Source organism: Klebsiella sp. GW_Kp181 (assembly GCF_040062315.1).
Taxonomy (GTDB): domain Bacteria; phylum Pseudomonadota; class Gammaproteobacteria; order Enterobacterales; family Enterobacteriaceae; genus Klebsiella; species Klebsiella oxytoca.
The window spans coordinates 56,628-82,356 of the sequence record NZ_JBEAFR010000061.1 but is presented as its reverse complement, the minus strand read 5'-3'; the positions used below and the strand labels follow the sequence as shown (position 1 = coordinate 82,356).

Sequence of the window (25,729 nt, the reverse complement as noted above, 5' to 3'; positions counted from 1 at the left end):
CGCTTCTTCATCGCCTGGCGGGAGCAAACGATGTCTGACCTGCTGAACCCCGCGCATATTGCCCATCTGCGGCACCTTTTTCACCGCCATTCTCCTCTTGTTCACTGCATGACCAACGACGTGGTGCAGACCTTTACCGCCAACGTCCTGTTAGCGATTGGCGCATCGCCGGCGATGGTTATCGATCCGGGCGAAGCCAGCCAGTTTGCCGCCATTGCCGATGCGCTGCTGATTAATGTCGGCACGCTGACCGTTGAGCGTGCGGAGGCGATGCGCGCGGCGGCGCGTAGCGCAACGCAGGCGGGCAAACCCTGGACGCTGGACCCGGTAGCGGTCGGCGCGCTGACCTTACGGACAGAATTTTGTCTGGAGCTGCTGGCGCTGCAGCCTGCCGCCGTTCGCGGTAATGCGTCGGAAATCATGGCGCTGGCCGGAATGAGCGGCGGCGGGCGCGGCGTCGATACGACCGATACCGCCGCCGCAGCGCTGCCCGCAGCCCAGGCGTTAGCCCGCCAGCTGAATACCGTGGTCGCGGTGACCGGGGAGGTTGATTACGTCACCGACGGCCAGCGCATTCGCATGGTCACCGGCGGCGATCCGCTGATGACCCGGGTGGTCGGCACCGGCTGCGCGCTGTCGGCGGTGGTTGCCGCCGCTGCGGCGATGCCCGGCGATCGGCTGGAGAACGTGGCCGCGGCCTGCGGTCTGATGAAGCTCGCGGGGGGGAAAGCGGCGCTGCAGGGCGGCCCCGGCAGCTTTACTCCCGCCTTCCTCGATGCGCTCTATGCGGGAGGCGATCTGTGAAACGAATTAATGCGCTAACCATCGCCGGCACCGACCCGAGCGGCGGTGCGGGGATCCAGGCGGATCTCAAAACCTTCTCGGCGCTGGGGGCATACGGCTGCTCGGTCATCACCGCGCTGGTGGCGCAAAACACCCTTGGCGTCCAGTCGGTTTATCGTATAGAGCCTGATTTTGTCGCCGCGCAGCTCGATTCCGTCTTCAGCGATGTGCGCATCGATACCACCAAAATCGGGATGCTGGCGGAAACTGATATCGTTGAAGCGGTGGCGGAACGGCTGGCGCGTTATCAGATTAAAAATGTGGTGCTGGATACGGTCATGTTGGCGAAAAGCGGCGATCCGCTGCTCTCGGCGTCGGCGGTGGAAACGCTGCGCCAGCGCCTGCTGCCGCAGGTCTCGCTGATCACTCCGAACCTGCCGGAAGCGGCGGCGCTGCTGGATGCGCCGCATGCCAGAACGGAACAGGAGATGCTGGAGCAGGGCAGAGCGCTGCTGGGAATGGGCTGCGGAGCGGTATTAATGAAAGGCGGCCATCTCGATGATGCGGAAAGCCCGGACTGGCTCTTTACCCGCGACGGGGAGCTGCGCTTTACCGCGCCGAGAGTCCAGACCAAAAACACCCACGGTACCGGCTGTACGCTATCGGCGGCGCTGGCGGCCCTGCGTCCGCGTTACGAGGATTGGGGGCGAACCGTGGCGGAAGCTAAGGGCTGGCTGTCGGCGGCGCTGGCGCAGGCGGATTCGCTGGAAGTGGGACACGGCATCGGCCCGGTACACCATTTCCACGCCTGGTGGTAAACGGCAAGACAACGTGTCAGCAGACTATGCTGAAAAAATAGGCTCCCGGCTGGAAAATCTGCTGAGTCGGTACCAGGCTTAACCTGCCCAAAATAATTGGGTTGGGAAAACGCATGCCGGTTTCGACCGGCACTTACGGGAGATAGCTATGACTGATATTACGCAGTTGCTTGGCAAAGATGCCGACACGCTTTTACAGCACCGCTGTATGACAATTCCAGCCGACCAGCTCTATTTGCCGGGGGCGGATTACGTCGATCGGGTGATGGTTGATAACAACCGTCCGCCGGCGGTGCTGCGTAATATGCAAACCCTGTATAACACCGGCCGCCTGGCGGGAACCGGCTATCTGTCGATCCTGCCGGTCGACCAGGGCGTAGAGCATTCTGCTGGCGCCTCTTTTGCCGCCAACCCGCTGTACTTTGATCCGAAAAATATCGTCGAACTGGCCATTGAGGCCGGTTGTAACTGCGTGGCCTCCACCTATGGCGTGCTGGCCTCGGTGTCGCGCCGCTATGCGCACCGCATCCCCTTCCTGGTCAAGCTGAACCACAACGAAACGCTGAGCTACCCGACCGAATATGACCAGACGCTGTATGCCAGCGTCGAGCAGGCGTTCAATATGGGGGCCGTGGCGGTCGGGGCGACAATCTATTTCGGTTCCGAACAGTCCCGTCGGCAAATCGAAGAGATTTCCGCCGCTTTTGAGCGCGCGCACGAGCTTGGCCTGGTGACCGTGCTGTGGGCCTATTTGCGTAATTCGGCGTTTAAGAAAGATGGCGTCGACTACCACGTTTCCGCTGACTTAACCGGTCAGGCCAACCACCTGGCGGCGACCATCGGCGCGGATATCGTGAAGCAGAAAATGGCGGAAAACAACGGCGGCTATAAAGCGGTGAACTTCGGCTATACCGATGACCGGGTTTATAGCAAGCTCACCAGCGATAATCCGATCGACCTGGTGCGTTACCAGCTGGCGAACTGCTATATGGGCCGTGCCGGGCTGATTAACTCCGGCGGCGCGGCGGGCGGGGAAACCGATCTGTCCGACGCCGTGCGCACCGCGGTTATCAATAAGCGCGCGGGCGGCATGGGGCTGATTCTGGGCCGTAAAGCGTTTAAAAAATCGATGGCTGACGGCGTGAAGCTGATCAATGCCGTACAGGATGTTTATCTGGACGGCAAAGTCACCATCGCTTAACAGGCTATATAACCCTGTAAAGCAACAGCGCCGCCTCCGGGTTCCTGCTTACTCGCGAATCAGCCGTGCCGTGTGCTGTAGCATTTTATACGCCTCATAGCGCCGCTGATGATCGGCGCTAAATTGTTCTACGCAGCGGTAGGTTTTATCCACCCGGGTAAACTGCTTCATCGCTTCCGGCAGGGAAGGTGCGATATGACCGGCCATCGCGCCAAGAATCGCCGAACCTAACAGCACCGGTTCGCTGGATTCGGTACTCACCACGCTCACTCCGCAGGCGTCCGCCAGCAGCTGGCGAACCAGCGGATGCTGACCGGCCCCGCCGCTGATAACGATATTCTCGCTGCGGATGCCGCACGCCTTCTGGGCGTCAATAATCTGCCGCAGACCGTAGCCGATGCCGCACAATCCGGCGACGTAGAGCGCCATCAGATTGTCCAGATCCCGCTCCATCCCCAGGCCGGCGATAATCGCTTTCGCCTGCGGATCGGCCAGCGGCGCCCGGTTACCTAAAAACTCAGGCACCACGTGCAGGCCGTCGGCAAGCTTGACCGCCGCTGACGGATTATCTACCTTCGCCAGCACGCTATCGGCAAGATAAACCGGTAGCGGGACGCCGCGCGCTTTGGCCAGCGACTTAGCTTCTGCGGCGGCGGGGTGGAAGCTCAGCAGCTGGTCGATGGCCGCTCCGGCCGCGCTCTGACCACCTTCACTCAGCCAGAACCCTGGCACCATCGCCGAGTAATACGGCCCCCAGACGCCGGGCACGAATACCGCTTCCTGAGTAGTGGTCATGGTGCAGGAAGAGGTACCGAAGACGTAGGCCATATTGTTAACCGCGCCGTTAAGCACGCCGACGGTGCCGATGCCGCCCGCGTGGGCGTCAATCATACCGACCGCTACCGGCGTACCGATCGGCAGCCCCATCTCCTCTGCCGCCGTGGCGCAAAGCCCGTCGCCGCAGGGGGTTCCCGGATCGACAATCCGCTGGCCGATGCGGACAAAATCTTCATCCGCCAGCTCTTCGAGGCCAATCTGGCGGAAGTAGCTGGCATCCCAGCGTTGTTCATGCGCCAGGTAGGTCCATTTACAGGTCACAGTACAGACTGAGCGGGCTAAATCGCCGGTCGAGCGCCAGGTGAGATAATCGGCGAGGTCGAAGAAGTGGCGCGCCTGCTGATAAATGTGCGGGCGGTTCTCCTTCAGCCAGAGAATTTTCGGCGTTTCCATCTCCGGCGAGATTTTGCCGCCAACGTACTGCAGCACCGCGTGGCCCGTGGCGTTAATCTTTTCCGCCTGGCCGGTGGCGCGATGATCCATCCAGACAATAATGTTACGGTCCGCATCTTCCGAAGGCCCGACCGCCAGCGGCGCGTCGTTATCGCCAATCACTACCAGCGAGCAGGTGGCATCGAAGCCGATCCCGGCAATCGACGATGGAGGGACCCCGGCGCTGGCCACCGCCGTTTTAATGCAGTAGCACACCGCCTGCCAGATCTCGCGGCTTGACTGTTCGACCACGCTTCCGGCGCTGCGAAACAGGGTAATTTCCCGGGTTGCGTGGGCAAGAAGTTCGCCACGCAGGTTGAATACGCCGGCGCGAACGCTGCCTGAGCCAACATCGACGCCAATAATATGTTGCGTATCGCTTTGCATAATATCCTCTCACACAGTCTGGTTGAACGGTCAGAGATCCACGCTGTTCGGCAGGATCACAATGTCGCGTACGGTGACGTTTTTCGACCGCGTCACCATAAACAGCACCGACTCGGCCACTTCAATCGGTTGCATCAGGCTGCCGTTGGCCAGCGCTTCGTCCATTTTGGCTTTCGGCCAGTCGTCCAGCAGGGCGGTGACTACCGGGCCCGGCAGCACGGCGCCGACGCGCACGCCGTACTGTGAAACCTGGCGACGGGTGGTATGAACAAACGCCTGGACAGCAAATTTCGACGCGGTATAGATAGGCTCCCAGATCACCGGCACCACGCCCGCGATAGAGCTGGTGAAGATAATGTCCCCGGACTTTTGCGCGATAAGATGCGGCAGGACGCTACGCACGCAGCGGAAGGCAGCGTTGGTATTGAGATGCAGCACGCGATCCCAGACGTCCGGATCGCCCTCGGCCACCGGCCCGCCGATATAAGCTCCGGCGTTGGCGTGGAAAATATCAAGACGCCCGGTGAGCTGCAAAATTCCCTGCAGAAGGTTATCAACCTGATCCGCCTGCATCAGGTCAACCTGCAGGGCGAAGGCGTTTTCACCGAGTTCGGCAACAAGTTTATTGAGCTTTTCCCCTTCACGGTCGATAAGCACCACTTTTGCGCCGGCGCCCAGCAGGGTTCTGGCGCATTCGAGGCCAATACCGGACGCCGCGCCGGTAATGGCGGCGACTTTACCGCTAAGGGAAGTATTCATAGAGGAGACAGAGTGGTTCATTTTATAATCCTTTACAGAGTCTGGTTGGCACTGTCGAGCGCGAGGGCATCGCGTTCGACGTTAGAGACGGAAACTTGTTAAGGTATTGAATATGAGCGTCATTTCTGCAGGTTTTCTGGAATATTAATGCTGAATGCGTTAATACTTCGGAAAGTAAAAAATGGAAGCTCAATCGATGAAGCTCATGTTGCGCTAGCTTCATCGATTGAGCAAGTGGGGAAATTAACAGCGAAATGATTTTGTGACGCAAGTTGGGAAAATGAAGAAAATCACGATTTACGACCTGGCGGAACTTTCCGGCGTTTCGGCGAGTGCGGTGAGCGCTATCCTCAACGGCAACTGGAAAAAGCGCCGCATCAGCGCAAAGCTTGCCGAAAAGGTGACGCGGATTGCCGAGGAGCAGGGCTACGCGATTAACCGCCAGGCCAGCATGCTGCGCAGCAAAAAATCGCGCGTCATCGGCATGATTATCCCCAAATACGATAACCGCTATTTCGGTTCGGTCGCCGAACGCTTTGAGGAGATGGCTCGCGAACGGGGCCTGCTGCCGATTATCACCTGTACGCGGCGAAGCCCCGAGCTGGAGCTCGAAGCGGTGAAAGCGATGCTCTCCTGGCAGGTTGACTGGGTGGTGGCGACCGGGGCGACCAATCCGGATAAAATTTCCGCTCTATGCCAGCAGGCGGGCGTGCCAACGGTCAATCTCGATCTACCGGGGACTATCGCACCGTCGGTGATTTCGGATAACTACGGCGGCGCGAAAGCGCTGACCCATAAGATCCTGGCGAATAGCGCTCGCCGCCGGGGAGAGACGGCGCCGCTGACGTTCATTGGCGGGCGCAGCAGCGACCATAACACCAGCGAACGTTTACGCGGCTTCCACGACGCGCATCGCGAGCAGGGGCTGAGCGTGCCGCAGGCGAACATTCTGGCTCCCGGCTATTCGAAAGGCAAAGTCGAAGCCTGCCTGCAGGAGCGGTTTGGCACCGCGAAGGTTCCGTTGCAGGGAATATTTGTCAACTCAACGATATCGCTGGAGGGGGTCGTACGTTGGTTGTCGCAGGCAGGACTCACCGGCAGCGAGCAGCCGCCGATGGGCTGCTTCGACTGGGACCCGTTTGTCTATCTGCTGGGGCACGATATCGACATGGTGCAGCAGGACGTGCCGGCGATGCTGGAAGCGGTGTTTACGATTATCGACTCCGGCGATGCCGGCCAGCAGCGGATTGAAATTCCGCCGCTACTGATGAGCAGCAGCTGAGTCGCTATCTGGCTGTTTGACCTTAGCGCGTCAGCAGCCAGCGGGCGGTGTGCTCGTCGGTCACCAGACCGTTGATCCAGCCGCCTTTAAGCGCCGCCAGAATCGCCGGGCGTTTGTACTCGCCGCATGCCACCGCGATGCGCGGACACTGATTCTGGCGGATATCGTAGCTGGTGATCATTCTGTTGATTTCGCTATCCACCACTCCGCCTTCGGCATCGATAAAGCGCCCCATAATCTCGCCGATACCGCCTTGCGCCGTCACTTCATCCATCTGGGCCTGATTGATAAAGCCGTCTTTAAAAATAGGGCTTTGGGTTCCTAATGGCCCAATGCCGACAAAAATAACGTCCGCCTGGCGGGCGACGGCGGAGACGCTGCGGAACAGCCGGCTGGTACACCACATGTCGTACTCTTCCTGCGTCTGCGCGTAGCGCGGCGCGGGCCACTGATAGTACTTCGCCTTAATTTTGCTGGTCAGCAGCAGCGGGACATCATCGTAATAGTTGCACTGGCCGTCGGCGTCCATGGCGCTGATCAGCGCGACGCAGCGGGTATTCTGACTGTCGAAATCGATACGCTGCAGCGCTTTTTTCAGGGTCAGGCCGGAACCCAGACCGATGATTTTCTCTTTATCGTCCTGCAGGTAGCGGGCCATCAGCTGATAGCAACCGAAGGAGACGCTATCCAGGGTGCTTTCTTCACTAAAGGCGGGCACGATATTGCACTCGATAAGCCGGTACTTTTCCTGTAGTAACTGCGCATAATCGAGGCAGTTGGCCACCGGATGATGCAGCCCGATCGACACAATCCCTTCTTCTTTCGCGGCGGCGATCAGCCGCTGTACCACCGGCCTCGACGTGCCAAGCTGGCTGGCGATCTCGCTCTGATTCTGCCCGGCAATGTAGTACATCCACGCGGCGCGGACCTTTTGATCCAGCCGAATATCATCTTCTTTGCTCATGGTTTCCTGCCCTAAGTTTCTGGCCGCGGCGATAATTTCGCCCGGCGAATAACCGCATTCTCGCCGTGGTTGGTAAAACTGGCAAGCTTTTGCTCTTTTCTGGTCAATTGTAATTTTAATGGGTAATTGTTCTTTTGTGATCCGTGGCTCTTATTTTGGTCAAATGATCATTTACAGTGACGCCATCAACTCAAGGAGAGCAGAACATGAACAATCAATTCACATGGCTTCACATTGGTCTGGGTTCTTTTCATCGCGCCCATCAGGCGTGGTATCTGCATCGTCTGATTGCTTCCGGAGATAAGCGCTGGCACATTGCGGCGGGGAATATCCGCAACGACGCCGAGCAGGTGGTCCAGGCGCTGGCAGCTCAGGGTGGGCGCTACGTGCTGGAAACCGTCAGCCCTGAAGGGGAACGTGAATATGAAGAGATCACCTCAATTCAGAAACTGCTGCCGTGGCAGGCCGGGCTCAAGCCGCTGATTAACGAAGGGGCAAACCCGCAGACCAAAGTCATCGCCTTCACCGTGACGGAAGGCGGCTACTACCTGAATACCCGCCATAAGCTGGAAACCAGCAACCCCGATTTGCAGGCCGATCTGGCAGGGGAGTGCAAAACGATTTACGGCACTATCGCGCGGATCCTGGAAAAGCGTATGGCGGACAACGCCGGGCCGCTGACTCTGCTGAACTGCGATAACGTGCGCCATAATGGCGAGCGCTTCCACGACGGCATGGTTGAGTTCCTGCAGCTAACCGGCAAGCAGGCGGTGATTGACTGGATGGCCGCCAACACGACCTGCCCGAACACCATGGTCGACCGTATCACTCCGCGTCCGGCGGCAGACCTGCCCGCGCGCGTCAAAGCGCAAACCGGCATTGACGATAGCGCGCCGGTGATGGGTGAGACCTTCATCCAGTGGGTGGTGGAAAACCATTTCCGCGATGAGCGCCCGAATCTGGAAGCGGTTGGCGTGGAGATGGTTGCATCGGTTATTCCTTATGAAGAGGCGAAAATTCGCATTCTGAACTCGTCGCATAGCTGCATTGCGTGGGCGGGGACGTTAATCGGCCAGCAGTATATTCATGAAAGTACGCTAACGGATTTCATCTACGCCATTGCCGACCGCTACGTTACGGAAGATGTGATCCCCTGCCTTGGCGATAACGGCATTGATTTACCAACCTATCGCGATGTGGTGCTTAAGCGCTTTACCAACCCCTATATCCAGGACACGAACCAGCGCGTTGCCGCCGACGGTTTCTCGAAAATTCCGGCGATGATCGCCCCAACCCTGCAGGAGTGCTACCAGCGCGGCGCCCGCCCGGAAGCGACCGCGATGCTGCCCGCGCTGTTCTTCGTCTTTATGGAACAGTGGCATAAGGGAAGTCTGCCGTATGAATACCAGGACGGCATTCTTGACGCGCAGGCGGTGCATCAGATGTTCGAAGCCAGCGATCCGCTGGCGCTGTATGCCCGCGATAAAACGCTATTTGGCGAACTCGCTGAAAACGCCGATTTCCTCGCGCTGATGCGCGAAAAAGTCGCGGCAGTTTATACGCTGATTAACTAAGAGGTGGCTATGTATCTGGGTATCGATCTCGGCACATCGGAAGTGAAAGCGCTGGTCATTGATGAGAACAATGAGGTTATTGCCAGCCATAGCGCGCCGCTGAGCATTCAGCGGCCTCACCCGCACTGGTCAGAACAGTCGCCGCAGTCATGGTGGGAGGCGACAGAGTATCTGATGACCACGCTGCGGGAAAAATGCGCCCAGCACTGGCCAGCCATTAAGGCCATTGGCCTTTCCGGGCAGATGCACGGCGCGGTCCTGCTGGATGCCGGCGGGGAGGTCATTCGCCCGGCAATCCTGTGGAACGACACCCGCTGCGCCGCGGAGTGTGCGGAGCTGGAGGAGATGGCGCCGGAGCTGCATCAGGTGGCGGGAAACCTGGCGATGCCCGGCTTTACCGCACCGAAGCTGCTGTGGGTGCGCCGTCATGAGCCGGAACACTTTCAGCGCACCGCCACGGTACTGCTGCCGAAAGATTATCTGCGCTACCGGATGACCGGGAAGAAAGTCTCCGATATGTCCGACGCCGCCGGGACGCTGTGGCTGGACGTGGCGAAGCGCGACTGGTCCGACTCGCTGCTGGATAAATGCGGCCTGTCGCGCAGCCAGATGCCGACGCTGGTCGAAGGCTGCGAGGTTTCCGCGACCCTTGACCCGCAGGTGGCCGAACGCTGGGGGCTGAATGCCTCGGTAGCGGTTGCCGGCGGCGGTGGCGATAACGCGGTCAGCGCCATCGGCGTCGGGGCGGTTTCACCGGGGGATGCGTTTATTTCGCTCGGTACCTCCGGCGTGCTGTTTGTGGTAACCGACGCCTATCGTCCGGCTCCGCAGTCGGCGGTCCATGCGTTTTGTCACGTTCTGCCGAATCTGTGGCATCAGATGAGCGTGATGCTCAGCGCCGCCAGCTGTTTGCAGTGGTTCTGCCGCCTGACCGGCACCACGGAAGTGGCGCTGCTGGAGGAGATTGCCGAGCTTAGCGAAGAGGAGAAGGCCCATGCGCCGTTCTTCTTACCCTATCTCTCCGGCGAACGTACGCCGCACAACGATCCTGACGCGCGCGGCATGTTCTGGGGCATGACCCACTCCAGCCTGCGCGCCCAGCTCGGCTATGCGGTGCTGGAAGGGGTGAGCTTTGGGATCAACGACGGTCTGCAGGTGTTGAAAGAGAGCGGTACGCAGATCGAACAATGTTCGCTGGTTGGCGGCGGCGCCCGCAGCCCGTTCTGGGCGCAGCTGTTGGCCGATATTCTCGATATGCCGGTGGTGACCCACAAAGGCGGAGAGACCGGCGGCGCGCTGGGCGCGGCGCGGCTGGCCTGTCTGGCGGCGGGCAAACCGATTACCGCGGTATGTGAAAAACCGGAGATCTGGCAGACCTGGCACGCGGACCCGGTACGCCATCAAACCCTGATGCGGCGCTATGCGCAGTTTAAGGCTCTGTATTTAAACGATCTGAACTATCGGCAGCACTAATTTTTATCACCATAACCGCTCCGGCGATCTGACCGGAGCGGCCTCCTGTACCCTAAAAACGAGGTCATTATGTCCATCAATAATAAACAGTGGCTCGGTTTACCCCTGAACCTGCTCTGGGGATACATCGCCATTGCCGTGTTTATGACCGGCGACGGTTTTGAACTGGCATTCCTGTCGCACTACATTAAAGAGCTCGGGTTCTCCCCGGCGCAGGCATCGTTCGCCTTTACCCTCTACGGCCTGGCCGCTGCACTGTCGGCATGGATCTCCGGCGTGGTGGCGGAAATCATCACGCCGCTGAAGACCATGATGATTGGCTTTGTGCTATGGTGCGTGTTCCACGTGCTGTTCCTGGTCTTCGGTCTCGGTCATGCCAACTATGCGCTGATCTTAATTTTCTACGGCATCCGCGGCTTCGCGTATCCGCTGTTCCTTTACTCGTTTATCGTCGCCATTATCCACAACGTGAAAAGCGATAACGCCAGCTCGGCAATCGGCTGGTTCTGGGCGGTCTATTCCATCGGCATCGGCGTATTCGGCAGCTATATTCCGAGCTTTACCATCCCGCATATCGGCGAGCTGGGGACATTGTGGCTGGCGCTCGCTTTCTGCGTCACCGGCGGCATCATTGCGCTGGCTTCCCTGCGCCATATTAAAACGCCGCACCATATGCAGAACCTGACCACCCGCGAGAAGTTTGCCGAACTGGGCCGCGCGGCGACGCTGCTCTATACCAACCGCAATATTCTGCTGTCGAGCATGGTGCGAATTATCAATACGCTCTCGCTGTTCGGCTTTGCGGTGATTATGCCGATGATGTTCGTCGATGAGCTGGGCTTCACCACCTCAGAATGGCTGCAGGTGTGGGCGGTCTTCTTCTTTACCACCATTTTCTCTAACGTGCTGTGGGGCATTCTGGGCGAAAAACTGGGCTGGATGAAGGTGGTGCGCTGGTTCGGCTGCATCGGTATGGCGGTCTCCAGCCTGGCGTTTTATTACATTCCGCAGCACTTCGGACATAACTTCGCGATGGCGCTGCTTCCGGCTATCGCCCTGGGGATCTTTGTCGCCGCGTTTGTTCCGCTGGCGGCGGTTTTCCCGGCGCTGGAGCCGAAGCACAAAGGCGCGGCCATTTCGGTCTACAACCTGTCGGCGGGGATGTCGAACTTTCTCGCACCGGCTATTGCGGTGATTTTGCTGCCGTTCTTCAGCACCATCGGAGTGGTGATCGCCTATACCGCGCTGTACGTGGCAGCCTTTTTCCTCTGTGCGTTTATCCGCGTCGAGCAGCCGGGATTTTCCCACAAGGAAGCGCCGGCCAGCGAGCAGGTGGAGTTCTCTTAAGGTGATGCGGCTGGCATGCCAGGCATGCCAGCCTTAATGAGGTGAATGATGAGTATTCAGGCAGTGATTTTTGACATGGATGGCGTGATTATTGATTCTGAAAGCCTGTGGCGGCAGGCGCAAATCGACGCCCTCGCGCAGTGGGGGGCAACGGCGAGCGTCGAGGAGTGCGAAACGCTGACCAAAGGCAAACGCCTCGACGAAATTGCCCGCACCTGGTGCCACCATTGCCAGCTTGAGCTTGTTCCGCAGCGGCTTGAAGCCGCGATATTGCAGCGTATTACCGGCCTGATCGCCGCCGAAGGCGAGCCGATGCGCGGGGTGCATGAGGCGTTACGCTATTTTCGCCATGCCGGTTATAAAATTGCGCTCGCGACCTCCTCGTCCCGGCAGGTTATCGCCGCCGTGCTGAACAAGCTCTCGCTCTGGCACTATTTTGATGTGATTTGCAGCGCGGATGATGAAGCGCAGGGCAAGCCGCATCCGGCGGTTTATCTGACGACGTTGGATAAGCTTAATCTCGACGCCAGCCGTTGCCTGGTGATCGAAGACAGCTTCAACGGCTTTAGCGCGGCCCGGGCGGCGGGGATTGCCACGATAGTGATTGCCGAAGATAGCCAGCACGCGCGTTTTCAGGCCGCCGCTGGCCGCTACCGGGCGCTGCCTGAACTGCTGGAAGCCCTCACCGCCGAGCCAGAGGCGGTCGCATAACTCACGCTTTCGTGAGCGCAGAAAATCCCGGGATGTACACGGTCGGTCACTCTCTTTTCTGCGCTCACGCCCTTTTTTCTCCATGCCGATCCGCCTCACATTTCACTCATCTTTTGTGAAAACAGTCACGTCTTGTTGTGCCAATGCCCAAATTTATTGCCTTGCTTAGCGGTGTTTGTCCGAGGCACTGCTACGTAATTGTGCTTAGATTAGATATTGAAACGTATTTTCAATAATGTGAAACCACTTTGCCGATTTGCTTCTATCGATCGGATTTGGCCGTGATAAGGATTGAGCATGAAAATTGAATCTGTGAATGTCACCGTTTTCCAGTATCCCACACGTCGGGTTTCCGACAGCGCCGGTCACTCCCATCCGGGGGCTGAAAGCATGGCCAAAATGGCGATGCTGACCATCACCGCTGATGAAGGGGCGCAGGGTTTTTCGTTTGCGCCTCCGGAAGTCGTGCGCCCGTTCGTGGTGAATACTTTTTTCCGCAAAGTGCTGGTGGGGCAGGACCCGTTTAACCGCGAGCGTATCTGGCAGGATCTTAACCACTGGCAGCGCGGTAGTGCACATCAGCTAACGGAGCGCGCGCTGTCGTTTATTGAACAGGCGCTGTGGGACCTGATAGGCCGCAGCCTTAAGATGCCGGTTTACAAGCTGCTCGGCGGCTATCGCGACACCGTCCCGGCTTACGGCAGCACGATGTGCGGCGACGATCTGCCGGGTGGTCTGTCGACCCCGGAGGAGTATGCCGCCTTTGCCGAAAAGCTGGTCGCCCGCGGCTACAAGGCCATCAAGCTGCACACCTGGATGCCGCCAATCTCTTTTGCGCCCAATCCCAAAATGGACATTAAAGCCTGCGCGGCGGTGCGTGAAGCGGTGGGGCCGGATATTGACCTGATGATTGACGGCTATCACTGGTACAGCCGCGCCGAGGCGCTGTGGATCGGCAAAGAGCTGGAAAAACTCAATTTCGCCTGGTTTGAAGAACCGATGGAGGAGGATTCAATGTCCTCCTACGCGTGGCTGGCGGAAAACCTGTCGATCCCCATCGTCGGGCCGGAGAGCTTCGGCGGCAAGCACCACATGCGCGCCGAATGGGTGAAAGCCGGAGCCTGCGACATTCTGCGCGCCGGCGCTAACGGCGTGGGCGGTATTACCCCGACCATGAAGGTCGCGGCGCTGGCGGAATCTTTCGGCATGGATTGCGAAGTCCACGGCAACGGCGCGGCAAGCCTGGCGGTGGTCGGCGCGATCCGCAACTGCCGCTGGTACGAGCGCGGCCTGCTGCATCCGTTCCTCGACTACGATGAACCGGCGGCTTATCTCAATAGCATTGTTGACCCGATGGATGACCAGGGATTTGTGCATTTGTCACAACGTCCGGGCCTCGGCGAAGACATCAATTTTGCGTATATCGAAGCCAATACCGTTAGCCACGACTGATTCAAAAAAATAAATGCCCGATGGCGCTGCGCTTATCGGGTCTGCGGCCCGGTAGGCCGGATAAGGCGAAAATGCCGCCATCCGGCAACATGTACCCTACAGTACAGGCAAACAGAGATATGAAAAAAACCTCCCTACTGGCAGCGTGCTTATTCACGCTCGCCGTGTCGATGGGAAGCGGGGCGGCGGTGGCGAAAACGCCGCCCGATCAGCTCATCATCGGCATGAATATGAATAACCTGCTCACCCTTGACCCGGCGGCGATGACCGGTAACGAAGTGGTGGGAATCGTGGTCAACCTCTACGACTCGCTGGTGGAGCTTGACCCTGAACAGCTCACCAACGTTAAGCCAGCGCTGGCGAAATCCTGGGATATCAGCCCCGACGGCAAAACCCTGACCTTTCATCTGCGCGACGACGTTAAGTTTCACTCCGGCAACCCGCTGACCGCCGCTGACGTGGTGTGGTCAATGCGGCGCATCCTGCACCTCAACCTGGCTCAGGCCTCGGTATGGAAATCCTATGGCTTCAGTAAGAAAAATATCGACAGCCAGGTCAGCGCGCCGGACCGCTTCACGGTGCAAATCGAGTTACCCAAAGATAACGATCCGCAGCTGGTGATTTACTCGCTGGCGGCGCTGGGCAACCTCGGGGTGCTGGACAGTAAAACGGTGCAAAACCACCAGCAGGATAACGACTGGGGTAACCGCTGGCTGACCACCCATGAAGCCGGTTCCGGGCCGTTTACGCTGGAAACCTGGCAGGCAAAAGATGTGCTGCGCATGAAGCGCAATCCTGACTACTGGCGCGGCGAGGCGAAAATGAGCCGCGTGGTGCTGCGCCATTTCCAGGAGTCGCAAACCCTGCGTCTGATGATCGAAAAAGGCGACCTCGATATTGCCAACAATATGGCGGTTTCCGACATTAACGCCCTGCGCAGCGACCCGCAGCTGACCGTCGATGCGGTGCAGCGCGGCACCATGTACTACGTGGCGATGAGCATGAAAGAGGCGCACTTCGCCCAACCGAAAGTGCGCGAAGCGGTGCGCTATCTGATTGATTACCAGGGTATCAATAAAGCGCTGATGCCGGGCTACGGCGTGCTGCACCAGCGGCCGATTAAGGCGGGCATGCCGTCTACGCTGCCTGACCCTGGCTATAAGCTGGACGTGGCGCGGGCGAAAAAGCTGCTGGCGGAAGCGGGTTATCCCAACGGCTTTGATACCACGCTGCGGGTCCTCTCCGATCAGCCATTTCTTAACATCGCTATCGCCGTGCAGTCGACGCTGATGCAGGCGGGGATTAACGCCAAAATCATCACCGGCACCGGTAACCAGATCTACGGCGCGATGCGCGAGCGTAAATTTGACCTGCTGGTAGGACGCGGCGGCAGCGGAATGGAGCCGCATCCGCACTCCAGCCTGCGCGCGCTGGTCTATAACCCGGATAACAGCGATGAGGCGCGTCTGACCAACTTTCAGGGCTGGCGTACCGGTTTTTACGACCCGCAGCTCAATACGATGATTGACCAGGCCCTGCTGGAACGCGATCCGCAAAAACAGGTGGCTGACTACCAGGCCATCCAGGCGCGCTACGACCAGCTGGTTCCGGCTTTAATTCCGCTTTCGCAGATGGTCGATTCCGTGGTGGTGCGCAACGAGGTACGAGAGTATCAGCCGCACCCCTCCGCCACCACTTTTCTGCGTGACGTCTATAAAGTCCGCGAAGGAGAGAAAGGATGAGTACCGCAATCCTTGCGCCCGGCTCACGCGGCCGGCGCTTATCCAAACGGCTGCTGCAGGTGGTGATTACGCTGTTCGGCCTGCTGCTGCTGACCTTTACCATTGGCCGCGTCATGCCTATCGACCCGGTGCTGGCGATCGTCGGTCCGGATGCTGACCAGAGTACCTATCAGCAGGTTTACCAGCAGCTGGGGTTTGATAAATCGCTGACCACCCAGTTTGGCATCTATTTCGTTAACCTGCTGCACGGCGATCTGGGCAATGCGCTGCTGACCGGGAAACCGGTGGTGGACGATATTATCCGCGTCTTCCCGGCCACCATGGAGCTGGCGACGATGGCGATTCTCGTCGGCGCGGGTCTCGGAATTCCGCTGGGCGTGCTGGCGGCGGCGCGGCGCAATAGCGTCTCCGATTATGTGGTACGCATTATCAGCCTGGCGGGCTACTCGACGCCGATTTTCTGGGTCGGAATGATGGGGCTGCTGGTGTTCTATGCCTGGCTCGGCTGGGTGGGCGGCGCCGGGCGGGTAGACCTCGGTCTGGACGGCATTGTGCCGCGCCGTACCGGCCTGATGACCGTTGATGCGCTGCTGGCAGGAAACGGACAGGTGTTCTGGAACGCCATTAATCATCTGATTCTTCCCGCCTCGCTGCTGGGTTTTCACTCGCTGGCTTATATCAGCCGTATGACCCGCAGCTTTATGCTGGCCCAGCTGTCGCAGGAGTTCATTATTACCGCGAGGGTGAAAGGGCTAACCGAGCGTCAGGTTATCTGGAACCATGCGTTTCGTAACATCCTCGTGCAGCTGCTGACGGTGGTGGCGCTGGCCTACGGCGCGCTGCTGGAAGGCGCGGTGCTGATTGAAACCGTCTTCTCATGGCCGGGTTTCGGCTCCTATCTTACCGGTAGCCTGCTGCTGGGCGATATGAATGCGGTGATGGGCTGCGTGCTGCTGGTGGGAGTGATCTTCGTGATGCTCAACCTGCTCTCCGACATGCTGTATCAATTCTTTGACCCGAGGACAAAATCATGACCGTTTCTCTGGATTCGCTTCTTTCGGGCGGTGCGGGCGAAGGCCGTCAGCGGCTGCAACGCGCGGCGGCGCGGGCCGTCGGGTTTATCGGCAAAATGGCGCGCAACCCGCTAACGGCCATCGGCGGAGGAATTATCTTTCTGCTGCTGGTGGTGGCGATTTTCGCGCCGCTGATTGCGCCTTATAACCCGCTGGTGCAGGACCTGAACAGCGCGCTGGTCGCGCCGAATGCGCAGCACTGGTTCGGCACCGATGAGTTTGGCCGGGATATCTTTAGTCGCCTGGTGTACGGCTCGCGCATCACGCTCTATATCGTGCTGCTGGTCTCGGTGACCGTCGGTCCGCTCGGGCTGCTGCTGGGCGTCAGCGCCGGCTATTTCGGCGGTAAAGTCGATATGGTGCTGATGCGCGTCACCGATATTTTCATCTCCTTCCCGAGTCTGGTTCTGGCGCTGGCGTTTGTCGCCGCCTTAGGGCCGGGGCTGGAGCACGTGGTTATCGCCATCACGCTTACCGCCTGGCCGCCGATAGCCCGTCTGGCGCGCGCCGAAACGCTCTCTCTGCGCCAGGCCGATTTTATCTCCGCCGTGCGTCTGCAGGGCGCTTCATCGTCCCGCGTCCTCTGGCGCCATATCGTGCCGCTGTGTCTGCCCTCGGTCATTATCCGTATCACCATGAATATGGCCGGGATCATTCTGACCGCGGCCGGTCTCGGCTTTCTCGGGCTCGGCGCGCAGCCGCCGGAGCCGGAGTGGGGAGCGATGATCTCCAGCGGGCGCACTTATATGATGGAGTGCTGGTGGGTCGTAACAATTCCGGGGCTGGCGATTCTGATCAACAGCTTAGCGTTCAACTTCTTAGGAGATGGCCTACGTGACATCCTCGATCCCCGCAGTGAATAATGCTCCGCTGCTCGACGTGCGCGATCTGTGCGTCGACTTTGTTAACGGCAGCGCGGTGACCCATGCCGTGCGCGGCGTCTCCTTCCAGCTGGGGCGCGAAAAGCTGGCGATTGTCGGCGAGTCCGGTTCGGGTAAGTCCACCGTTGGGCGCGCGCTGCTGCAGCTGCATCCGAAAAAGGCCCGCGTCAGCGCCAGCCGCATGCAGTTTGCCGACCTCGATCTGCAGCATCTTAGCGAAGCGCAGATGCGCGGCGTACGCGGCAAACGTATCTCTATGATTATGCAGGACCCGAAATATTCGCTTAATCCGGTGGTCTGCGTGGGTAAGCAAATCGCCGAGGCCTGGCTTACTCATCATCCCGGGCGCAAAGATGAGGCGAAAGCCAGGGCGCTGGAGATGCTGGAGGTGGTGCGTATTCGCCAGCCGGAGCGCGTTTATCAGCTTTATCCGCATGAAATATCCGGCGGACAGGGGCAGCGCATCATGATCGCCATGATGCTGATTACCGACCCGGAACTGATCATTGCCGATGAGCCCACCTCCGCGCTGGATGTGTCGGTGCGCCTGCAGGTGCTGGGCCTGCTGGATGACCTGGTTCAGTCGCGCGGGCTGGGGCTGATTTTTATCAGCCACGATATCAACCTGGTGCGCAGCTTCTGCGACCGCGTACTGGTGATGTACGCCGGACGGGTAGTGGAGTCCATCGCTGCTAAAGATCTCGATAACGCCCGTCATCCCTATACTCAGGGATTGATTAACTCGCTGCCGGATATGCAGCATCGTCGCCCGATACTGCCGGTGCTGCAGCGTCAGGCCAGCTGGTTAACGGAATAAGGAGCGGATGATGATTGAAGTTCAACATCTCAACCTCGCGTTTGGCGAGGGGGATAAGCGTAACCAGGTGCTGTATGACGTCAGTTTCCACGTTAAGCCCGGCGAGATCTACGGTCTGGTAGGCGAGTCCGGCTCCGGTAAAACGACGGTGCTCAAGTGCCTGGCGGGGCTGTTTACCCACTGGCAGGGGGAGCTGGCCATCGATGGTCAGCGCTTAGGGCATGAAATTAGCCGCAAGCGCTGCCGTCAGGTGCAAATGGTATTTCAGGACCCCTACGGATCGCTGCATCCTCGTCACACCATTGGCGATATCCTCGAAGAGCCGCTGCAGATCCATCGTATCAACGACCGCGACCGGCGGATCAATGCGCTGCTGGACAAAGTTGGCCTCAACCGTGCCTTTCGCGAGCGCTATCCGCATCAGCTCTCCGGCGGGCAGCGGCAGCGCGTGGCGATAGCCAGAGCGCTGATTCTTGAGCCTCAGGTACTGCTGCTGGATGAGCCGACGTCGGCGCTGGATGTGTCGGTGCAGGCGGAGATCCTCAATCTGCTGGCAGAATTGCAGCAGGAGGCTAAGCTCACTTACCTGATGGTTACCCACGATCTCGGGGTTATTGCCCATTTATGCCAGACCGTGGCGGTGATGCAGTACGGGAAGATCCTTGAAACCCTGACGGTCGATGCGCTGGTCAGCGGCGAGGCGCGGACGGCCTATACGCAGATGCTGGTCAACGCCAGTCGGCAATATACGCGCGAAATGGCGCGCGAGGTGGCGGCATACTAAGCTTAATGGCGCATTGTCTCGCGGGAAATGCGCCCATTTTTATAGAGAAAACTTTGAAATGATATGTAGTTATAGTTATAAATATCGTCTATTAATGTAAATATGGTGTTTAGATCTAAAATGAAATCATCTGTTGTAAGAATGCTTCTTTTGCGGATCATAACTTGTGTTTATTATTGATTTTGAAATAAACAACCAGTATTGATTCAAAGTACAAAATATTCCGTTCTGTAAATTCATTTAAACCTTGCTAATAACAAGGAAAAACTGCGTATTACGCCTCCAGATCCGCTGAGTAATAGAGTAAACTCGCCTGCGAATAATCTTAAGATGCCATCAACGTCATGGCGGATTACCCTATTTATAGTAGGGTACCCCAGCCGCTCATCCACGTGATTACTATTCTCAGAGAACAGGATGGAAAAAATATATACAATTAATGGAAGAATTGCCTTTTTTCCTCAGCGTAGCGTTCTAATACTTATTGCTGACGAGACGAAAACGGTTTCCTTAAATATGCCGGCCAGCCGCTGCTTATTACTGCTTATTCAGCATGATGGCAATACTGTTGCCCGCGAAACCTTTTTTGAGGAAGTGTGGATAAAGCATGGCTCCCAGGTAACCAGCAACGGTTTTTACCAGAATATTTCCCTGTTACGCCGGGCATTTAAGGAGCTGGGGGTAGACGAGGATATTATTATTACGGTGCCGAGGGTTGGCGTCAGGCTGGATGCAACATTAACGGTGACGGAATCTCAGCCGCGCGATGTAGAGAAGGCGCCGACGGCGGAGGGGCCACAAGCGCCCGTTGACGAGCCTGTTCATAAGGAGGTCGCAGCTGCGAGTTTGCCCGAAAAAAAGCGGTTAAGGCCGCGACGCTCTCTTTTGTGGGGGCTTGCGGCGCTGCTGAGTTGTCTGGTGGGCGGTTTTGTTGCGTGGCAAACAGAATTCGAATCTTATTTGCAAAGTTATTCGCCCATAATTGCTAAATTTTCGCAACAATGTCACTTCTTTGCCAATAATGATGTGGTTGATCATGTTCGTCATGTCAATTTTATCAAGCGCAGTAAATTTGAATGCGAAGAATATCCATGGATTTATTTGACGCTTTATCCCGGGCAAGCGCGGGTGTCGGTGATTCGCTGTCGTCAGCCTTTTAGTCAATGGCGTGATAATCAATGCCTCACCAAATATTACATTAAGGAGATAGTCAATGCGCCGGCGTGAAATTAAATGGTTAATCGCTATCGTATTTATCGGAGTATTAAGCGGTATGACGATAAAATCCTGGCAATACTGGCAGCGCAATCATTTCCAGTGCAGCGGTGAGATGCGGCTATTAAACTCAGGTTATCAGGGTGATATTTCATTACGCTTCGTATTTGATAGCACCCGTGGGCTGGTGATTGTCCGGGGAGAGATTACGCCGCCGCAGGGTGAATCGTTTACCATCAACCAGAACATCTGGTTTAGCTTTACCCGCGACGGCCAGCACTACTTCCTGCGATCGGAAACCGTCTCTGCCAGCATCGGCGAAACCGAGCAGGAGAAGCATATTAACAACATCCTGCCCAAGTTTTTCCTGCAGCCGCAGGTGCCGTTTTACCTTAATATTCAGCGGCTCAATCAACGAACCCGGCTGCTGTATACCAGTCGGGCGCCGTCTTTGCTTTGCGAAACCTGATCAACGTAGCAGCGGACAGTCGGGAGGAAGTCGGCAGCGTAGCGCGGCCGGTAAAAGCTCCATGCGGAAGGTTTTACCGGTCAGCGGTTCGCCGTCGAGGTTAAACGTCATCTCATGAGGGGCGGTTATCTCAAACCACGATGAGACGCCGTCGATGATATTCGGCGAGGTTTGCGGATTTGCCAGGGTGCTGAACAGCGCAGGGATCAGCTCTTCGCCGGTGAAAATGCGCAGATGCAGCAGGCCATCATTGATTAATGCTTCCGGGCACAGCTGCTGGCCGCCGCCGGCCTGACGCCCGTTGCCGATGCCGATGACCAGTGCATCGCCATGCCAGTGAAAGTTCTCGCCGCGGATTTCGCAGCGGTCCGGCTTGAGCGTATCCATGCGCATCAGGCCGTGGATCAAATACGAGACGCCGCCGAGCGCGGCCTTGAGTTTCTCCGGGGTTTCGGTCGTAATGCGGGTGCCGAAACCGCCGGTGGCCATATTAATAAAACCGGTCTTATCGTTAACTCGCGCAATATCTATCGCCACTTCGCGGCCAACGATGGCCAGCTTCAGCGCGCTGGCCAGATCCTGCGGGATGCCGACGCTGGTGGCGAAGTCGTTCGCCGTGCCCAGCGGCAAAATCCCCAGCGCCATTTTACCGTCGCGCTCGACCAGAGCCGTCGCCACCTCATTGATGGTGCCATCACCGCCGCCGGCAATCACCGTTTCGACATTCAGCTGCAGAGCTTCATCGACAAAGCGAACGGCATCGCCTTTTTCCCAGGTGACGCGGACGTGAATATCGATTCCTTCGTCGCGTAACAGTTTAACCGCCTCGCGTAGCTGCGGTTCATTGGCGCCTTTGCCATTCAGAATCAGTAAGCTGGCTGGAAACGTGGACATTATCAGGGGACCTTTATTGCTCAGTAATGCATAAAGTGTACCGCATGAAGAAAGCGAAGGCGGGGGGAGAGATAAAAAATAAGCCCGCGTAAGGGAGATTACGCAGGCTAAGGAGGTGGTTCCTGGTACAGCTAGCATTTATGGGTTATGTTTTTCAGCGAAATGGATGATATCTGCTTTGAACGAAACGGTATGTGATCCGTTTCTAATATCTTTACATCGTGAAAGAATAACCCAAATTAACTAGTTACTGTGCGGGTTTCGGGTTGTCTGACCAGTAAAGTTGCGCATCAGCAGAGCATATTGCAGCACCATATCTTCCGGGACAGGCAACCATACTGTGTGCCCGTCGCCCGGCGCTACCGACACTCGCTCGCCTTTGCCGTTTTCCATATGTTCGAGAGTAAAGTTGACGTTGCCCTGCGGGGTCATCAGCTCAAGGCTATCGCCGACGGAAAATTTATTTTTCACCGCCACCGCCGCCAGCTGGCCGTTGCGCTCGCCGGTAAATTCGCCGACAAACTGCTGGCGTTCGGAAACAGAGTAGCCGTGCTCATAGTTCTGGTAGTCATCGTGCGTATGGCGACGCAGAAAACCTTCGGTATAGCCGCGATGCGCGAGGTTTTCCAGGGTATCCAGCAGGGAAGTATCGAACGGTTTGCCTGCGGCGGCGTCGTCAATGGCCTTGCGGTAGACCTGAGCGGTACGGGCACAATAGTAATGTGATTTCGTGCGGCCTTCGATTTTCAGCGAATGAACGCCCATCTGGGTCAGCCGCTCGACGTGAGCGATAGCGCGCAGATCTTTCGAGTTCATGATATAGGTGCCGTGTTCGTCTTCAAACGCGGTCATGTATTCACCCGGACGCCTGGCTTCTTCAATCATAAACACCTGGTCAGTCGGCGCGCCGATGCCCAGCGTCGGCTCCACGTTCTGCACCGGGATCGGTTCGTGCTTATGCACGATATTACCGACATCGTCTTCTTTGCCTTCCTGAACGTTGTATTCCCAGCGGCAGGCGTTGGTGCAGGTGCCCTGGTTCGGATCGCGTTTGTTGATATAGCCCGAGAGCAGGCAGCGGCCAGAGTAGGCCATGCACAGCGCGCCGTGAACGAAGATTTCAATTTCCATCTCCGGCACCTGGCTGCGAATTTCGGCGATTTCATCCAGCGACAGCTCGCGGGAGAGAATGACGCGGGTCAGCCCCATTTGCTGCCAGAACTTGACCGTCGCCCAGTTCACGGCGTTGGCCTGCACCGACAGATGAATATCCATGTCGGGAAAATGTTCGCGCACCAGCATAATTAAGCCCGGATCGGACATGATCAGCGCATCCGGCCCCATTTCCACCACCGGCTTCAGATCGCGAATAAACGTTTTCAGCTTGGCGTTATGCGGGGCAATGTTAACCACCACATAGAATTTTTTACCCAACGCGTGGGCTTCGTTAATGCCGAGCTGCAGATTTTCGTGATTGAATTCGTTGTTACGCACGCGCAGGGAGTAGCGGGGTTGGCCCGCATAAACGGCATCTGCGCCATAGGCGAAAGCGTAACGCATATTTTTCAGCGTTCCCGCCGGGGAAAGGAGTTCCGGTTTAAACATGATTTTCTCGTTCTGATGACAGGTCAGATTCGCCGCACCCGGTGCGGCGAGTTGGGGAGTGCCCCCACATTAAGGGCGGGCATTGTAGCGCTGTGGGGCAGGGGAGTAAACCACCTTACACCATGGAGTTGACCTGCCCCGGCAGCTCGGAATCCGGGATGCGTGAGGTGTACCAGGCAAAGCGCCAGCGTTTCCAGAAAGAATCGAAATGGAGAGCATCCAGATCCATGAATAATTCATGTTCAGGGTACAAGGTGATGAAAAAATGCGCCCAGCGCGCGCTCTGTTTCATATTATAAAGCGCTTTATCCCGTTTGTTACCGTACAGCTGCGACAGCGCCACCATGGCCTCCGGCGAACCTTTATTTGCCGCTTCCTGCACCTGTTGCAAATGTGAGTGCGCCAGCGCTAAATCTTTTACGCCGGCGATATTAAGCAGAAAGAGTTCCCAGGCCCGCTTATCGCCATAGCGGGAGGCCAGATAGAGATTATCGAGAAGGTTTTTTTCGTAAGCGGCGCGCTTTTCCGCCGGCGGAGCCTGGTTGATCAGACGTTCGCTGCAGTTGGCCATGCGGAAATGGATCTCCTGCAGATCCTGTTCATAGCCGTCATCGCCGCCGTTGGCGATCAAGCGATATTTATTATCTGCGTCGCGCTGCGCGACGTGCTGGCGTAAAATCTCGGCCGCTTGCTGGCAGTAACCGAAGGCGATGGCGGGATCGTACGGCAACAAGCCTCCGTTATCTCTGGCATGAGATTCCACCCCGAGCTGATTAAGCGCGCTGGGGATGTTTCTTCGGGCGCCAAGGTGGGCCAGAGGCAGGAGATATTCGGGGTAACCAAGCCAGCGAAAATCTTTTATCGCCGCCCGCCAGTTATGGTCGTATTCAATGTCGGCGACGCTATCGAGCCAGACGGCACCCTGCGCTTCATCTTTTTCAAAGCCAAATAACCCCGCGTACTGGAAGTAGCCGCGATAGATTTTCGGCACGCCGTATTCGGTTTGTTGCGCATTCTGGCAGATGAAATTGTAAATCCACTCGCTGTCCGGGAAATCGCGCAGCGCAAACTTTAACGCCCACGCGGTGTAGTAATTGTTGAGCTTCACTTTTTCCATGACCGAACGCTGCAGGGTGAGCCAGAGCGCGTCTTTATCGTCTAAATCGCTATAGCAGAGCAGCAGCCACTCCAGCGCATGGTGGCGAGACTGCGCCATGTGCGCCCGCCGGGCAATCTCTTCGGCTTTGGCGATAATATGCTCCCGCTCGGTCGGTGAATCCACTTCATTGATACGCAGATCGCGATGGTCATCCCACCAGATTAAAAGTTCCAGATGCTCCCGCTCGGCGGCGGTAAGATGATCGCATACCGTTGATGCCAGAAATTCGCGGATCTCCTGATGCGATCCTCCCCAGCGCGGCATACGAAACGGAATATACTCATCCAGCGCGTAAAATGCCGTCGGGAAAATCGCCAGACAAACGGCGAGCCAGTAGCGTTGCCCGGCGTCGCCATCGCACGCAGGCAGTACCTGCGGACGCGGAAGATTCGGGCATACCGCGTCGGCAAACGACAGGCCGGAATAGGCCATCAGCGCCTCCACTTCCTGCGGTGAGCGGCGGTGATACTCAGCCAGTTCCTGCATCAGCGGTCGTCCCGCAACCTCAGCGCCGGCAAGGAACTCAGCCAGCCACTCGGGCTGGCCGAAGACCTTAGAGTTAGTGCTGGTCAGGGACGCCGCCATCCACTGGCGTGGTTCGAGGTCGATGGCGTAGAGAGCGGCAATGACCATCCGCTCATTGCAGGCGCTGGCGCAGATCCACATGGCGCGGGTGGTATCCTGCGCCCAGCCGTAGCTGCGATAGAGCCACGCGCGGTGGTTCCAGTACTGGGCCTCAGCAAGCCAGGCATAGCTGGAGCGCGGGCGGGCGCGCTGCCAGTTTTTGATCAGCGCTAACCCAGCAGGCCCGGCCTCGACCAGCGCATCCATATCGTAAAAATGGTTGCACATCTGCGTCCAGGCGAGGAAGTAACGTTTTTCCGCCTCGCGGCTGGTCAGGCTTTCCGCCAGCGCCCGGCTATAGCGCGCCTCGAGCTCGTCATAACATCCTTCGCGCAACAGGCCGGGAAGATCCGCGATAGACCACTCGCGCTGTCCGTCATTGAGGGGATTTTTACGGTTGCACATCTCAAACATGGCGGTGAGCAGTGGGTCATCCTTTTCCATAA

Annotated in this window: 22 protein-coding genes; 16 read left to right on the top strand and 6 right to left on the bottom strand. The window is 57.7% G+C overall.

The window, feature by feature from the left end; all coding sequences use genetic code 11:
- Window positions 1–30: 30 nt before the first annotated feature.
- The 3 genes from thiM to fbaB all read left to right on the top strand — a co-directional run bounded on the left by thiM (window position 31) and on the right by fbaB (window position 2,802).
- The gene (gene thiM, locus ABLV11_RS15320) at window positions 31–804 is read left to right on the top strand and encodes a hydroxyethylthiazole kinase (protein ID WP_196551239.1); all 774 of its coding nucleotides are present in this window, start codon (window positions 31–33) and stop codon (window positions 802–804) included.
- Window positions 801–1,601 carry a bifunctional hydroxymethylpyrimidine kinase/phosphomethylpyrimidine kinase gene (thiD, locus tag ABLV11_RS15315; RefSeq protein WP_004114042.1) on the top strand — a complete coding sequence of 267 codons (801 nt, stop codon included), beginning with the start codon at window positions 801–803 and terminating at the stop codon, window positions 1,599–1,601. The genes thiM and thiD overlap by 4 nt, the downstream gene beginning before the upstream one ends.
- A gap of 148 nt (window positions 1,602–1,749) precedes the next feature.
- Window positions 1,750–2,802 (top strand): class I fructose-bisphosphate aldolase, encoded by a 1,053-nt coding sequence (gene fbaB / locus ABLV11_RS15310; protein WP_004103793.1) that lies wholly within the window; start codon window positions 1,750–1,752, stop codon window positions 2,800–2,802.
- 48 nt (window positions 2,803–2,850) lie between these two features.
- On the opposite strand, the gene ABLV11_RS15305 is transcribed toward fbaB, so the two are convergent.
- Window positions 2,851–4,458 carry an FGGY-family carbohydrate kinase gene (locus tag ABLV11_RS15305; RefSeq protein ID WP_348855396.1) on the bottom strand — a complete coding sequence of 536 codons (1,608 nt, stop codon included), beginning with the start codon at window positions 4,456–4,458 and terminating at the stop codon, window positions 2,851–2,853.
- Between the two features lie 30 nt (window positions 4,459–4,488).
- On the bottom strand, window positions 4,489–5,238 hold the full coding sequence (locus ABLV11_RS15300) for an SDR family oxidoreductase (RefSeq protein WP_004114038.1): 750 nt from the start codon (window positions 5,236–5,238) through the stop codon (window positions 4,489–4,491).
- Window positions 5,239–5,497: 259 nt separating this feature from the next.
- Between ABLV11_RS15300 and ABLV11_RS15295 the strand changes: the two genes are divergently transcribed.
- Window positions 5,498–6,499 carry a LacI family DNA-binding transcriptional regulator gene (locus ABLV11_RS15295; RefSeq protein WP_142477834.1) on the top strand — a complete coding sequence of 334 codons (1,002 nt, stop codon included), beginning with the start codon at window positions 5,498–5,500 and terminating at the stop codon, window positions 6,497–6,499.
- Window positions 6,500–6,521: 22 nt separating this feature from the next.
- On the opposite strand, the gene ABLV11_RS15290 is transcribed toward ABLV11_RS15295, so the two are convergent.
- The gene (locus tag ABLV11_RS15290; protein WP_134882884.1) at window positions 6,522–7,463 is read right to left on the bottom strand and encodes a sugar-binding domain-containing protein; all 942 of its coding nucleotides are present in this window, start codon (window positions 7,461–7,463) and stop codon (window positions 6,522–6,524) included.
- 206 nt (window positions 7,464–7,669) lie between these two features.
- On the opposite strand from ABLV11_RS15290, the gene dalD reads away from it, so the two are divergent.
- The 12 genes from dalD (at window position 7,670) to ABLV11_RS15230 (ending at window position 21,001) form a co-directional block, all read left to right on the top strand.
- On the top strand, window positions 7,670–9,037 hold the full coding sequence (gene dalD / locus ABLV11_RS15285; protein ID WP_224329868.1) for a D-arabinitol 4-dehydrogenase: 1,368 nt from the start codon (window positions 7,670–7,672) through the stop codon (window positions 9,035–9,037).
- Window positions 9,038–9,046: 9 nt separating this feature from the next.
- Window positions 9,047–10,510: a xylulokinase gene (gene xylB, locus ABLV11_RS15280; RefSeq protein ID WP_032728524.1), complete on the top strand. Its 1,464-nt coding sequence runs from the start codon at window positions 9,047–9,049 to the stop codon at window positions 10,508–10,510.
- Window positions 10,511–10,579: 69 nt separating this feature from the next.
- Window positions 10,580–11,857, top strand: a complete 1,278-nt coding sequence (gene dalT / locus ABLV11_RS15275; protein ID WP_004103784.1) for a D-arabinitol transporter — start codon at window positions 10,580–10,582, stop codon at window positions 11,855–11,857.
- A gap of 48 nt (window positions 11,858–11,905) precedes the next feature.
- Window positions 11,906–12,568 (top strand): hexitol phosphatase HxpB, encoded by a 663-nt coding sequence (gene hxpB, locus ABLV11_RS15270; protein ID WP_064344267.1) that lies wholly within the window; start codon window positions 11,906–11,908, stop codon window positions 12,566–12,568.
- A gap of 297 nt (window positions 12,569–12,865) precedes the next feature.
- The gene (locus ABLV11_RS15265) at window positions 12,866–14,020 is read left to right on the top strand and encodes a mandelate racemase family protein (protein ID WP_224329866.1); all 1,155 of its coding nucleotides are present in this window, start codon (window positions 12,866–12,868) and stop codon (window positions 14,018–14,020) included.
- A gap of 119 nt (window positions 14,021–14,139) precedes the next feature.
- Complete coding sequence (locus ABLV11_RS15260) at window positions 14,140–15,762, top strand: ABC transporter substrate-binding protein (RefSeq protein ID WP_032728512.1); 1,623 nt, start codon at window positions 14,140–14,142, stop codon at window positions 15,760–15,762.
- Window positions 15,759–16,796 (top strand): ABC transporter permease, encoded by a 1,038-nt coding sequence (locus ABLV11_RS15255; protein WP_004103768.1) that lies wholly within the window; start codon window positions 15,759–15,761, stop codon window positions 16,794–16,796. Before ABLV11_RS15260 ends, ABLV11_RS15255 begins: the two co-directional genes overlap by 4 nt.
- Complete coding sequence (locus ABLV11_RS15250; RefSeq protein ID WP_126489330.1) at window positions 16,793–17,698, top strand: ABC transporter permease; 906 nt, start codon at window positions 16,793–16,795, stop codon at window positions 17,696–17,698. The genes ABLV11_RS15255 and ABLV11_RS15250 overlap by 4 nt, the downstream gene beginning before the upstream one ends.
- Window positions 17,670–18,533: an ABC transporter ATP-binding protein gene (locus ABLV11_RS15245; protein WP_004103764.1), complete on the top strand. Its 864-nt coding sequence runs from the start codon at window positions 17,670–17,672 to the stop codon at window positions 18,531–18,533. The genes ABLV11_RS15250 and ABLV11_RS15245 overlap by 29 nt, the downstream gene beginning before the upstream one ends.
- A 10-nt stretch (window positions 18,534–18,543) precedes the next feature.
- Window positions 18,544–19,317, top strand: a complete 774-nt coding sequence (locus tag ABLV11_RS15240; RefSeq protein WP_049095833.1) for an ABC transporter ATP-binding protein — start codon at window positions 18,544–18,546, stop codon at window positions 19,315–19,317.
- Window positions 19,318–19,734: 417 nt separating this feature from the next.
- Window positions 19,735–20,544 (top strand): winged helix-turn-helix domain-containing protein, encoded by an 810-nt coding sequence (locus tag ABLV11_RS15235; protein ID WP_348855392.1) that lies wholly within the window; start codon window positions 19,735–19,737, stop codon window positions 20,542–20,544.
- A complete protein-coding gene (locus ABLV11_RS15230; protein WP_004103758.1) occupies window positions 20,531–21,001 on the top strand; it encodes a hypothetical protein in 471 nt (156 codons plus the stop codon). The genes ABLV11_RS15235 and ABLV11_RS15230 overlap by 14 nt, the downstream gene beginning before the upstream one ends.
- Here the strand turns inward: ABLV11_RS15230 and yegS are convergent, their stop codons facing one another.
- From yegS to ABLV11_RS15215, 3 genes are all read right to left on the bottom strand, one after another.
- The gene (yegS, locus tag ABLV11_RS15225) at window positions 21,002–21,895 is read right to left on the bottom strand and encodes a lipid kinase YegS (RefSeq protein ID WP_004103756.1); all 894 of its coding nucleotides are present in this window, start codon (window positions 21,893–21,895) and stop codon (window positions 21,002–21,004) included.
- Between the two features lie 243 nt (window positions 21,896–22,138).
- Window positions 22,139–23,500, bottom strand: coding sequence for a tRNA 5-hydroxyuridine modification protein YegQ (gene yegQ, locus ABLV11_RS15220; RefSeq protein WP_105890524.1), 1,362 nt, complete (start codon window positions 23,498–23,500; stop codon window positions 22,139–22,141).
- A gap of 115 nt (window positions 23,501–23,615) precedes the next feature.
- Complete coding sequence (locus ABLV11_RS15215) at window positions 23,616–25,727, bottom strand: DUF4034 domain-containing protein (protein WP_126489328.1); 2,112 nt, start codon at window positions 25,725–25,727, stop codon at window positions 23,616–23,618.
- Window positions 25,728–25,729: the final 2 nt, after the last annotated feature.